Annotated in this window: 9 protein-coding genes and 1 pseudogene; 8 read left to right on the forward strand and 2 right to left on the reverse strand. The window is 68.3% G+C overall.

Annotation, left to right across the window (positions count from 1 at the left end; all coding sequences use genetic code 11):
- Positions 1-284 precede the first annotated feature (284 nt).
- The 3 genes from ACFUN8_RS20000 to ACFUN8_RS20010 all read left to right on the forward strand — a co-directional run bounded on the left by ACFUN8_RS20000 (position 285) and on the right by ACFUN8_RS20010 (position 5,488).
- A complete protein-coding gene (locus ACFUN8_RS20000) occupies positions 285-2,957 on the forward strand; it encodes a hypothetical protein (protein ID WP_383639097.1) in 2,673 nt (890 codons plus the stop codon).
- 210 nt (positions 2,958-3,167) lie between these two features.
- On the forward strand, positions 3,168-4,754 hold the full coding sequence (locus ACFUN8_RS20005; protein WP_383639100.1) for a hypothetical protein: 1,587 nt from the start codon (positions 3,168-3,170) through the stop codon (positions 4,752-4,754).
- A gap of 173 nt (positions 4,755-4,927) precedes the next feature.
- Positions 4,928-5,488, forward strand: a complete 561-nt coding sequence (locus tag ACFUN8_RS20010; protein ID WP_383639103.1) for a hypothetical protein — start codon at positions 4,928-4,930, stop codon at positions 5,486-5,488.
- A 128-nt stretch (positions 5,489-5,616) separates the two neighbouring features.
- Here ACFUN8_RS20010 and ACFUN8_RS20015 read toward each other — a convergent pair whose 3' ends face one another.
- On the reverse strand, positions 5,617-7,020 hold the full coding sequence (locus tag ACFUN8_RS20015) for a glycoside hydrolase family 76 protein (protein ID WP_383639145.1): 1,404 nt from the start codon (positions 7,018-7,020) through the stop codon (positions 5,617-5,619).
- Between the two features lie 305 nt (positions 7,021-7,325).
- Between ACFUN8_RS20015 and ACFUN8_RS20020 the strand changes: the two genes are divergently transcribed.
- The 3 genes from ACFUN8_RS20020 to ACFUN8_RS20030 all read left to right on the forward strand — a co-directional run bounded on the left by ACFUN8_RS20020 (position 7,326) and on the right by ACFUN8_RS20030 (position 8,701).
- On the forward strand, positions 7,326-7,640 hold the full coding sequence (locus tag ACFUN8_RS20020; RefSeq protein ID WP_383639106.1) for a hypothetical protein: 315 nt from the start codon (positions 7,326-7,328) through the stop codon (positions 7,638-7,640).
- A 23-nt stretch (positions 7,641-7,663) separates the two neighbouring features.
- Positions 7,664-8,089, forward strand: a complete 426-nt coding sequence (locus ACFUN8_RS20025) for a tail fiber domain-containing protein (RefSeq protein ID WP_383639109.1) — start codon at positions 7,664-7,666, stop codon at positions 8,087-8,089.
- A 66-nt stretch (positions 8,090-8,155) separates the two neighbouring features.
- A complete protein-coding gene (locus ACFUN8_RS20030; RefSeq protein ID WP_383639112.1) occupies positions 8,156-8,701 on the forward strand; it encodes an acetate--CoA ligase family protein in 546 nt (181 codons plus the stop codon).
- Positions 8,702-8,793: 92 nt separating this feature from the next.
- Here ACFUN8_RS20030 and ACFUN8_RS20035 read toward each other — a convergent pair.
- Positions 8,794-8,985 (reverse strand): annotated as a pseudogene (locus ACFUN8_RS20035) (IS5/IS1182 family transposase); the annotation flags it as partial.
- On the opposite strand from ACFUN8_RS20035, the gene ACFUN8_RS20040 reads away from it, so the two are divergent.
- Together ACFUN8_RS20040 and ACFUN8_RS20045 are read left to right on the forward strand one after the other, a co-directional pair.
- Positions 8,929-9,387: a hypothetical protein gene (locus ACFUN8_RS20040; protein WP_383639148.1), complete on the forward strand. Its 459-nt coding sequence runs from the start codon at positions 8,929-8,931 to the stop codon at positions 9,385-9,387. The pseudogene ACFUN8_RS20035 and the gene ACFUN8_RS20040 sit on opposite strands and share 57 nt — an antisense overlap.
- A gap of 795 nt (positions 9,388-10,182) precedes the next feature.
- Positions 10,183-11,454 carry an MFS transporter gene (locus tag ACFUN8_RS20045; protein WP_383639115.1) on the forward strand — a complete coding sequence of 424 codons (1,272 nt, stop codon included), beginning with the start codon at positions 10,183-10,185 and terminating at the stop codon, positions 11,452-11,454.
- Positions 11,455-11,467 lie beyond the last annotated feature (13 nt).

An 11,467-nucleotide genomic window follows, 5' to 3' on the forward strand; every position in this document is an offset into this window, starting at 1 on the left:
GTACGGCAGGCTCGCGCAGACCCTTGACAGGATGGGGTGGGCAGCTCGACTATGCACCAAACATGGGATGTAAGTGCACGGCCCAGCACGTCAGTTACGCCGGAAGCACCTCTCAGACATGCGCGAGTGCTCCAGCGGACGCGGTACCCGTTCGTCCTTCAGCAGCCGGGCCCCCGCTCCCGACCCCGGCACGCCCTTCATGGAAATGCGCGCTGCCCGGCCCTTCACGCCGGCCCTCCGGTCGCTCGGACCCGACTCGTCTTCGTACAGGGGAAGGACCCGCCGTGTCATCTCAAGGTTCGATCAGTCGGAGACTGCTGCGCCGCGTCGGCCCGATCGTGGCGGCCCTCGGTCTGATCCTGACGACACCCGTGGTCCAATCCGCCGCGGCCGCGCCCTCCGTGACGCTCTACGCGTCGCCGTCCGGGACGGGTTCGGCCTGTTCCCCCTCGGCTCCGTGTTCCCTGTCCGGTGCCCAGGAGGCGGTTCGGGCTCGGCTCGCCGCGGAGGCTTCCGCGGACGTCACCGTACTGCTGGCCGACGGCGTGTATCGCCTGTCCAAGACCTGGGCCCTCGGCCCGGCGGACTCGGGCACTCCGGGGCACCCGGTGGTGTGGCGGGCCGCGCCGGGGGCGCGTCCGGTGATCTCCGGGGCCTCACAGGTCACCGGCTGGACGCAGCGCGGATCGAGCGGGGTGTGGTCCGCTCCGGTACCGAATTCCAGCAACAGCCGCCAGCTGTACGTCGACGGCCACAAGGCCCCGACAGCGCGTGCGACCCCGGCGAGCCTGGGCTTCCGGGGCTCATGGACCGGGACGTCGACGGGCTACACGATCTCCGGCGACCAGGCGGCGATGGCGTGGTTCGGCTCGCTGACGGCGAGCCAGGTGGCGGGGGTCGAGTTCGGCTACCCCGGTGGCAACGGGCCCTGGACCGATTCGAGGTGCCGCGTGGCCGGCTTCTCCGCGGCGGCCGGAACGCTGACGATGAGCCAGCCGTGCTGGACCAATGTGACCGCCCGGGCGTCCTACGCGCAGGCCAGCGGTGGCCTGCCGTCCATGTCGCCCCACACGATGCCCGCGCGGATCGAGAACGCGCAGGCCCTGCTCGGTTCCGGGCAGTGGTTCCTGGACGGCGCCGGCGGCACGTTGTACTACAAGCCGTCGGCGGGTCAGCAGATGTCCGCCCTCGACGTGGAACTGCCGCGCCTCGAAACCCTGGTCCAAGGCGCCGGTACGCTCGCCGCGCCCGTCCACGACATCACCTTCAGCGGTCTTCAGTTCTCGTACGCGACCTGGAACGCTCCCTCCACCAGCTCGGGATTCGCCGACGTACAGAGCAATCTGCGGATGACCGGCGCGAACAACCAGGGCATGTGCGGGTTCTCCAACCCGGCGGGAAGCTGCCCCTGGGGGTCACTGACCCAGCCCCTGGCCAACGTCTCGTTCACCGCTGCCAAGAACATCACGCTCACCGGCAACCGGTTCACCGGACTCGGCGGAGCCGGACTGGGCGTGATGTACGGAGCGGCCGACACCCTCATCCAGGGCAACGAGTTCACCGACATCGCCTCGACCGCGATCCTCCTCGGCTGCACCTACGACCCGCTGCCGACCAACCCGTCCGACGCCGCCGGGATCAAGCGGAACTGCACCCCCAACGGAGCGAACGAGACCGCCGCGATCGGCACCAACGAAATCCTGACCGGTACCACCGTGGCGGACAACGTCATCCATCACATCGGTACCGACTACTCCTCGGCCAGCGGCATCACCCTGCTGTTCTCACAGCACACGACCATCACCCGCAACAACCTGTACGACCTGCCGTACACCGGCATCACCGCCGGAGTCATCCAGGGTCACGTCAACCAGGCGAGCACCCCGCAGAACACCACGAACATCAACAGCTCGAACACCATCAGCAACAACATCCTCCATGACTATCTGTCCGTCCGCAGCGACGGCGGCGCCGTCTACGTCGAGGGGCACCAGGCGCAGTACGTGTACCAGGCGGACGGGACGACGATCGACCCGGTGAAGACTCTGGCCAAGGGGCTGCAGGTCACCGGCAACATCGCCTACAACGGCCCCACGACCAACTTCACCTACTACAACGACGCCGGCTCGGAATGGATCAACTGGCAGGGAAACATCGCTTTCCGCGCCGGTGACAAAGCACACGGCGGCTGCAGCCCGACGGGCCACTTCTGGATCACCGGCAACTACTTCTCCGCCGGAATCCAGTCGTACCCGTGCGCCCAGCCGGTCGACACCCACGCGAGCGGGAACACGACCATCCCGGCAACGCCCAGGCCGAGCGACCTTCCCAACGCCCTGCTGCGCGCCGCGGGCACGGGCTCCGGTTCCTTCACACCGGCCCTCTCCGTCCCCCCGAGGATCTTCTACGTGTCGCCCACGGCCAACGCGACGGAGGTCCTCGTCGCCGGCGAGGGCTTCGGCCCGGCGACACCGGTGTACATCGGCACCACCCCGGTCGCGAATGTGACCCACCTGTCCAGCGGATTCATGATCGTCCCGATCCCGGCGGGCACCTCGGCCGGGCAGATCTCCGTCACTCCGCAGGTCCCTGGATCCATCCGGCTCAACGACGACGACAGCGGCATCAGCTACAGCGGATACGCCTACGCGGACGGCCGCTCGTACGGCGACCACCAGAACGACGTCCACTACGCGACGTCGAACGGATCGACCGCGTCACTCACCTTCACCGGCAGCAAAGTCACGGTGTACGGCGAGCAGAACACCGACCAGGGAAACATCGGCATCAGCATCGACGGCGGACCGCAGCAGATCGTCAGCACGGTTCCGAGCGACGGCGTACGGCACGCGAACGTCGCGGTGTACACGTCCGGTCCGCTCTCCTCGGGCAGACACACCATCGTGGTGACCAAACTGTCCGGTCAGTACAGCACCCTCGACGGATTCACCGTGTGACGCCGAACGGACCGGTCAAGTGACCGTACGGGTTGGGTTGGGTCCCGCCTGCTGTTTTAGGGCCTGGGCATGGGTCTCTGGACCCTGCCCATGGGTCCAGGTCTCGTCGTTACAGTGCGATCTCCGACGGGTGCATGTCACCGGTGACGGGAGCAGACCACGACGAGGTGACACGTGAAACGCAGTGACCGGACAGGCAGAGACATACGCATGAACACGGGGCAGGCGGCGGTCGAATACCTCGGAACGCTCGGCGTCGTCGCCCTCGTGGCAGGTGCGATCGTCGCCACCGGCGTCGACAGGAACATCGCCGGTTACGCGTACGAACACGTCTGCCGCATCGTCCAGATGGGGAGCGGCGGCGACTGCGGCACTGACAACAGCGCCCTCGACAAGCCGAGGCCCCATCCCGACGACCCCGTCGAGCCCGCCACCGCTCCCGGTGAAGCACCGCACGGACTCGACGACGCGTCCGGTCAAGAACTCAACGGCGAACCCGGCGGCGAATCCGAGGACAGTGAGGGGAACTCCCTGCCCAGTCTCTGCTTCGAGCCACGGGAGCGGTCGTCGAACTCGAAGATCTCCGTGCCGGGCAACGGCCCCGCCAGCAAGGCGGCCGCCTGGGGCTACTCCTACCTGGTCAACTTTGTCATCGACAAGATCGACAACGAGAAGAACAAGGAGAAGCGGGTCAAGCTGGCGCTCGACGACCTCGCCTACTGCCTGCCCGACTACAACATCGTCATCGCACAGCCGCACGAGGGAAACCTCCAGCAGATGGACGGCGCGGCCCTGATCGAGACCGTCGAGATCAGCGGTACGACCTACCGCGTCTACGCCTTCAAGACCGGCAAGTTCACCTGGGCCGACGACGCCGACCTCGGCTGGAAGAACCGCGCCTTCCACGGAGTCTTCGACGTCAGCGAGGACCGCCGCACCGTCACCTTCCAGGAGCCGCCGCGTCCCCAGCGGAAGAAGGACTGGAAGCCGGGCGACGAGGGGTGCCAGATCGAGGGGCAGGAACTCCCCGACCGGAACCGGTACTACAACACGTACTCCCCGCTCGACAACGAGGCGTCGGCCCAGGCGGTGCGGATGCTGGTGAACGACATGCGCCGCTGTTTCCCCGACTACAACGTGGTCGCGATGCACTCGGAGCAGTCGTCGCACTGGGTGGACGAGCCGGACTCGTTCGTCCACGAGGGCAGGTACCGGCTCAACTCGACCGAGTACCACGACGACGAGCAGGGGGACGACATCGCCTCGGGCCGGGCCGTGTTCGACGTGTACGTCTTCGACAAGGGCACGTTCAGCAACGACGGCGACGGCGGCTACACCAACTGGGCCTACTACGGCGACTTCACGCGCGACGGCAAGGAAGCCGCCTTCGAGCAGCCCGAACCCGCCGACCTGGACGCCGACTCCACCCCCACCGGCTCGGGCACGGTCAACCTCAACGACGAGACGCCGAAGTACACGGACGGCGGACCGTACCCCGGCACGGACTACTCCGGCGATGTGCCGGGCGACGACGGCGAGCTGACGCAGTCGCTGATCGAGGAGTACGGCCGCAGCTTCCCCGACACGAACATCATCGCGGTGAAGTCCTTCAACGACCTGTCCTTCTCCGGGGTGTCCGGCGTCGAACACCTCGCGGTGGTGGACGGTGTCGACGTGTTCGCCGTCGACGAGGGAACCATCGTCAACAACGGTGACGGGGGCTGGCAGAACTGGGGATTCACCGGCACCTACGACCACGCCGACGGCTCGAAGGAAGTGACGTTCAAAGGCCGCTGAGGGCATCACCGGTCGGGGCTGAGATCGTCTGCCTCCCGGCGTACCTCCCTCCTCGCCGGTACGGCACCGGACACCCGCGTCCTGACTCCCTCTGCGCGTGGCGTCGGGTTCTCCGGCGTCGCGGGGGTGAGTATGTGCGGACCCCACCCCTCTTCCCGCACCGAGGCGATGCGATGCCCGAGCGCGCCCACCATGACCGCCGAAGGGCCGTCGCACCCAAGGTGACCTCGCGTCACCGGCCGCAGGAACGGTCCCTGTTCAGCGGCATCTACGGCCTGGTCCTGGCCAGCGCCCTGGCAGCCGCGCTCGACACCACGGGCGAAAAGGCCGACCCCGGCCCGGACGCACTGTGGATCCTGCTCACCGCACTCACGTCGGCCGCAGCCCACGGATACGCCCACGTCATCGCCCAGCGCGCGACCACCGAGGAGACAGCCGACGGGACAGCCAACGGGGCGACCGGCGCGACCAGACTCCGGCTGGTGCTCGCCGAATGGCCACTGGTCGCCGCCACACTGCCCACGGTCGCAATACTCCTCACCGCGCAAGCCGGATGGTGGGCGGAAACCACAGCCGTGGACACAGCCCTCCTGTTCAACACCCTCGCCCTGTTCACCTGGGGCACCCAGGCCGCCCGCACCGCCGGCCACCGATGGCCCTCCGCATACCGCGCCGGCGCCCTCGACATGCTCCTCGGCCTGGTCATCATCATCGCCAACGCCCTCATCAAGTAGCCGGACCGTCGGCCGGCGACCGGCGTCGTCGGCCAACGGTGGCAACCGCGGCGATACGAGCGGGGTGTGCCGATCCGGCCGCCTCGAACGGTCAGCGCCGTCGGCTGCCCCCTGCGCCGTGAGAGCCGTCAGCTGCCGTCGGCGGCGTTGAGGAGGTCGAGGGCGCTCTGTTGACAGCCGTAGTCGGTCGCGCCGCTGCCGCCGCTCCAGTGCGGGCCGTACTGGTCGAGCGAATTGCGGTTGCGGTCGTAGGCGCTGTTCGCCCAGCGGCTGATCGCCGCGGCGTAGGGGTGGTCGGGCAGTTGACGGTTGAGCTTCCCGAGCCCGCGGACGTAGGCGCCCTTGAACGAGGGCCCGTCGCCGGTGCAGTTGTCGCCTTCACCGGGTTCGCGGAGTACGCCGTCGGTCTGGAGCTTGACGCTGGAGGCGTCGGCCAGTGTGCGCGCGGTCGAGAGCAGGCTCGTATCGCCGGTGGCCCGGTACAGCTCGGTCAACCCGCCCAGAATGACACCCTGGTTGTAGGTCCAGGTCGGCTGTCCGTTGTTGCCACACGCGTCGTTGAGACCGTCGTTGATCAGCTGCTCGTTGTTGATCATGCCGCTGTTCCGGAACCAGGTCCACTCACGCTTCGCGCGGTCCAGGTACGTGGTGTCACCGGGCATACGGTTGTGCAGAGCCGCGTTGAGCTGCAGGAACAACTCGTTGGTGATGGCGTTCTTGTAGTTGCCGTTCGTGTTCCACCGGACGCCGCCGCCGCACGTGTCGTTCCAGTTGGCGTTCATGTGGTCCGCGTCGGCTCTCGCGGTGTCGAGATAGCGTCTGTCGCCGGTCAGGTCGTACGCGTTGATCCAGGCGAGACCCCACCACCCGGTGTCGTCCAGGTACTCGTTGCGGAACTGACCACCCTGGGCGTTGATGTTCCTGTCGTACGTCTCGGCGACGGCGTACAGGTAGCTGCGCATGCCGCTGATGCGGATGTTGTCGGTGATCGCGGTCAGCGCGTTGGCCGCGGTCCACCAGCCGTTGCCTCCGAAGAGCTTGCTGTCGCGGTCGAACGACATCATCAGGGCGGTGGCGGCCGCGGTGCTCCTGGCGCCCGCGTTCCACGTGGTACGGGCCCAGGACGTACACGCGATGGCGCCACCACCGGCCGGCTGCCCGCAGGCCCGGAGAGCTCCCACGCCTCGGCTGTTCCAGTCGTCGACGTTGTACATCTGGGTACGCCAGCCCCGTCCCCCGGCCGGCACCGCGGTGTCACCCAGCCGGCTCCCGGACGACCAGGTCCTGCCGCCGTCCATGGACCGGTCCAGCCACACGTGATCGCCGGAGCCGCCGTTGTCGATGGACGCCCAGCCCATCGCTTCCGCGTCGTTGAAGTGCAAGGCGATCGAGCGGGAGGAGACCACGGTCGTCACGGACAACCGGTCCTGAGGGCTCAGCGAAGGGTCCCGGGCATCGCAGTGCGTGTTGCACACGACTGCGGGCGCCGCGGCGGCGGCAGTCGGCAGCGCGCCGACCAAGCCGCACGACATCGTTATCAGGGCGGCGAGGGATGTGATGGAGAAGGATCTCGGTGACTTCATGCGCGGGGCTCCTCAAACGGTCAAGGCGAGGGAGGGGGGTACCGCCAGTAGGGAGAGCGCTTTCCGAAGCTAACCGTGGGGCATGACCGCGTCAATGGATGTATCAGGTGTCCCCCGGCTTCCCGTACGCGGGAACCGGCGGGCGGGACCGCTGCCGTGGGGCCGGAAGGGCCGCGGCCCTACGTGTCTTTCGGGCCATTAGGCCGTTAGAGGTGTCGCGGACGCACTCGGCGTCCCGACCGGAAGGACGCTTGATGCCCACGAAACGCGTTGCCCGCCGTCTGCTGGTGCTGACAGCCACGGCGGCCACCGGCACAGGTGCGTTGAGCGTTCCGGCCGTCGCGAGCACGAACATCCTGGCGGCCGGCAACGCCGCGTACGACACCACGATGATCAACAAGGATCGTGGGGTCACGGCGGTCGGCGCCACGGCTTACAGCAGCGGGGTGGCCGGCGGTCTGGTCCAACTGCCGGTGGACAGCCCTGAGAACCGCGGAGGCGGGGGCAGCCTGCTCTTCTCGGACCGCGGGCTGAAGACTGACGTCACCGCGGTGGTCTGGGAGCGATGAGGTACCGGCGGCCAAAAGGGCTCTTGGCCAGAATATGGATGCCGGCCCTGGCCAGGACGCGCCTGCGGCAGGGTGCTTCCGCGGCCGGTCTGGCGTCCGACGCCGAGTCGAGCGCGGTGCGCGGCAGCGATCCGGTCAACGGTTACCAGGTGCTGGAGCAGGTGGTGCGACTGCCCGTCAGCACATGGCGGTACCACTGGGACCCGCCACATGTACGCCACCTGGGCCCGATGGCGCAGGACTGGTGGAAGGCGTTCGGGGTCGGTGAGAACGACCGGACGATCTGCTGCACCGATGCCAACGGAGTGGCCATCGTCGCCATCCAGGCGCTGCACCGGGAACTGACCGAACTACGCAACGAAGTCGCGGCCCTACGAGCCCGGACTTCACCGGCTCAGCCCCCGGCGGTGCCGGAGCAGCCGCCCCTGAAGGGCCCGCCCGGAACGTGAGTTGATGTACGAATAACCGCCGCGTCGCGCGGGTGACCGCCAGGCTGCTGAGCGACACCGGCACCGATGTACTCCTCGTACGGGCTGATGTTCCCCACGGCGGTCACCGGCGCACGGCACACCGGTTATCCGCTCGCGCTCAAGGTCAGGGGGTCGGCGCACAGAACCGAAGCGGGCGGCATCGCGCTCGACCTGCGCGACGAAGCGGCACTGCGATCGGCGTTCGCCCGCATGTCCGCCACCAACGGCTCCGTGTCGTACGCCGTCGAAGCGATGGTCCGTACCCCGACACGGCCCCGACCCCCGTGCTCCCGCGAACTCATCGTCGGAGTACGCCGGGACGCTTCCTTCAGACCCGTCGTGATGGTCGGCACCGGAGGCGTCACCGCCGGACACCACGGTGGCGCCGGCACCCCTCACCCACGACCACCCGAAGCGACTGCTGCCCCGCCGGCGCGGCGCCCCGCCACAGACCTGGGTGCCCCCGCTCAGGCGGTCCAAGCGGTGGCAACTGACGCGCGCCGGCGGGTCGCGATCTCCTCCGGCCGGCCGAAGCGTCCGATCTCGGCCTTCGCCGGGAACTCACCGGCTGACCCACTGTTCAGCGGATGAGCACTCACGGCGCAGGATTCGACGAGTCGACCGAGCTGGTCGTCCACTCATAGGGCCTGTCGTTCCTAGGGCCTGTCGGTCAGGGTGAGATACACCGTGGGTTCGACGCCCCAGTGATGGCGCCCCAGACGTCGCGAGGACTCGATGGGCTTGCGTGCGATGCGATGGCGTATGCCTCGCCCGCGGAGCCATCGGCGCAGGTGCTTGTAGTCGTAGCCCTTGTCCGCGTGCGGTTTGGCCGGCCGTCCGCGGCGGGAGCGGATGGGCGGGATGCCGCGCACGAGCGCTTCCAGGTCAACCGGGACGCCATCTCCGCCGGCGGGCGGGAGTACTTCCGCCGCAGCGTCGGACTGGCCATGGTGGTCGCGCCCGACACGGAAGCGGACTCGGACGGCGTACGCGATCAACTGCGGCGCGCCGACTGGGTGTTCTCCGGTCTCGGCAGCCCGTCGTACGCCCTGGGCCGCCGGCACACCCAGCGCGTCGGGGAGATCCTGCACGAGCGGGTGAACCGGGGGTGCGGGGTGTCGGTGATGGCCTCCGCCGCCGCGTACACGGTCGGCTTCGCGGCGCTGCCGGTGTACGAGGCGTCCGTCGGGAACCTCGGGTCCGAGGGAGGAAGCCAGTTCGGCACCGTGGACGTCCACTGGCGATTCCATAAGCTGCGCCAGGTTGGCGGCCGCTGAGCGGCCCTGGATCACGGCCGTCACGAAGAGTCGCGGACTGCCTCGACAACGCTTCGGGCCTCTTCAGAAAGCACCGGCCAAAGCCTCGACCAGCCGAATTCGAGGTCCAGCCCATACTCGACGCGGACCCGTTCGGTGAGCGCCGCGATTCCGTCGCCCATCCAGGTCGGCCGCGAGGGCGGGGCCAGAGCGATGCGGTTCCGTGCTTGGGCCGGCAGCGCCAATTGCTCGGCGGACTCTTGGCTACGGTGGGCCGCCTCATAACGCCGCCGGCGGTGGCGGGGCCGGCCCGGCCCCCACGGGGCCGCGCCACTGCCCGAGCCACGTCCAGCGCATGAACATCCCGAGGGCCTGGGCTGCGAGGCCGGCGGCGCCGAGAGCAACAGTGCCGCCGCCGGCAGGAGCACGAGCGTGTCTCCAGGTGCGCTCCCGGCGCGCATCGACCAGCAAGGAGAGCTACTCCTCGGCCAGTTGTTCGGCGAATTCGTCGAGGAACGGAATCAAGGAACCCACCGCCCGGTCGTGCCGGGGCTGCCGCCTTGGGCGGGCCGACGAACACGTGGCACCCGGGAACGGCCGCTCCTGGGGCGCGCATCCATGGCACCAGCAGGGACCGCCCGGCACGCAGGGCCACCATTCCGCGGGACGGAGGCATCCCTTTGTTCAGCATCCGTTTGTTCAGCATCAGCACGCCGAAGCCGAACAACGCCCGGCTGTTAGACCTGCTCCGTGGGGAGAGTCCAAGCCCCCACCAGTTCGAAGTCCCGCACAACGCCGAGGGTGCGCATATGGATCATGGCATCGGAGGAAGATGTGACATCTCGTACGACTCCGCGCACAGAGAAGAACACGATCACTCCACTGTCGCGGAACCGGTCCTTCCAGGCATTATGGATCAGCCGCTTCCTGGCAGGCACGGGCAAGGAGTCCACCGAAGTCGCCTATCCGCTGCTGATCCTGGCGATCACGGGTTCGGCCACTTACGCGGGTACCGCCGGTGCGGCTCAGTTCGTCGCGGCCATGCTGATGTCGGTACCGGGCGGGATGCTCGCCGACCGGTTCGACCGACGCAAAATCCTCATCTGGTGCGATGCCTCCAGAGCCGTGCTGGCGGCTGTGTTCGCCGCCTTGGTGATCACGGACCGCACCAACATCGTGGTGATCCTGGCTCTGGTGATCGCGTCTTCCGTATGTCTGGGGATCGGGCAGCCGGTGGCGCTGGCCGGGATCAAACAGCTGGTTCATCCCTCGCAGTTGTCCTCCGCCACCGCTCACAACCAGATCAGATTCTTCGCGACCACGGTGGTCGGCCCCCCGATCGGCGGCTCGCTCTTCGCCATGACCCGCGCGCTGCCGTTCATCGCCGACGCCGTGGTCCACACCGTCTCGCTCGTCCTGCTGCTGTGCATCAAGAAGCCGATGCAGGCGGCGCTCGGTTCCGGACGCCGGTGGCAGGGGATGGGCGAAGGCTTCCGGATCATCGCCCGGCAGCCCATTCTCCGCTCGATGATGATCTGGATCACGGGCTGCAACATGGCCTTCGTGCACACCGGCGCCTTCCTGGCCATCATCGCCACGGCCCAGAGCCGTGGGGCCTCGGCGTCCCTGATCGGGCTGACCCTCTCACTCGCGGGAATCATGGGCCTCCTCAGCGCGTTCCTGGCCGCGCCGATGCTCAAGCGCCTGAGGCCGTCCACGATCATCCTCACCGCCGCCTGGTGGGCACCGACGGCCGGCATCCTGCTGGCTGTCACTCCCGGCGTGCTTCCCCTCGGGATCATCCTCGGCTGTCATTTCGCCCTCGTCCCGGCGACGAACGCGCTGCTCTTCGGCTATGTCGCCGCGCTGGTGCCCGACGAACTCCAGGGCCGGGTGATCGGTGCCGTGCTGTTCCTGGGGCTCATGGCTCAGCCCATCGGAATCCTCGGCGTGGGCGTGATCTTCGACCTCGGGGGCCCGACGTGGGTCTACGGCACCGTCGCGTTGGTCGCGGCGGTGGCCGCCCTGCCGACCCTGTCTCGCCACATGCGGACCTTGCCGAGACCGGAGCAGGCCGCCGCCAAGTAACGCACGACCGGGA

It is taken from the genome of Streptomyces sp. NPDC057307 (assembly GCF_042667665.1).
Lineage (GTDB): Bacteria > Actinomycetota > Actinomycetes > Streptomycetales > Streptomycetaceae > Streptomyces.